The sequence below is a fragment of the Ulvibacter sp. 2305UL32-6 genome (genome assembly GCF_058148545.1).
The window spans coordinates 1-763 of record NZ_JBYVKA010000063.1 but is presented as its reverse complement, the minus strand read 5'-3'; the positions used below and the strand labels follow the sequence as shown (position 1 = coordinate 763).

Here is a 763-nt window from a genome sequence, read left to right as displayed (position 1 = left end):
GTCTCGTATAAGGCTAGTGGCGGTCCTTGGCTCGTTTTGGCTCAATCAGTTTTGCGGAGCAAAAGCTGGAAGGAGCGGGAGCGACGTGCGACTCGGAAGCCAAGGCGAGGCCGTCTACAAGGTTATTCGGAATTAAATATAGTGTTTTTAAAAATGACGAAACTTTAGATTTGTTCAAGGGTAGCCATTAGCCTTATACATTGTTGCCACCAGTACTTTCTTACTTATTCGCCCCATAAGTGATAAACAGTCATTTGTTTATTGTCAGAACTTAATAATATAAATCCGTTTTCTTGAGTCGAGTCATTAGTTCCAGGTTCAAAAATCAACCAACCCGTTTTAAATCGATAAAGTTTGAAATCTGTTTCAATCCAGCGTGGAAAAGATTCCGATTTCAAATCCGGTCGTTTTGATTCAGGCGTAAAGTTTTTGAGAGGAAGATTGATTGTCGGTTTTCCAAAATCAGTCATTTTAGTCAATTCCGATTTTTTATATGTCATACTGTCAATCAGTTTCCAATCATTTTGAGTGGCAAGTTCAGTTAATTTTTTGATGTCAAATTCAGCACCTTTATCCGCAACCCAATTTATGGACAATGTTCCACCAAAAGGTCCTTGGTCATTCTGTTTTTCTTTAATCAAGTTGTTTTCATAATTCAGCCAAAATCCAGAAGGTATTGTTTTACTACACGATATAAAACTCAACATTAGTACTAAAATCAGTGCTTTTTTCATTCGGCAGATTGGTTTTTTCGTATTGGTGG

At 37.5% G+C, this 763-nt stretch carries 1 protein-coding gene; it reads right to left on the bottom strand.

The features are described 5' to 3' along the window. Positions 1–224: 224 nt before the first annotated feature. A partial coding sequence (locus tag ACY2RU_RS17730) for a hypothetical protein (protein ID WP_490139819.1) occupies positions 225–763 on the bottom strand: 539 nt, incomplete at its 5' end.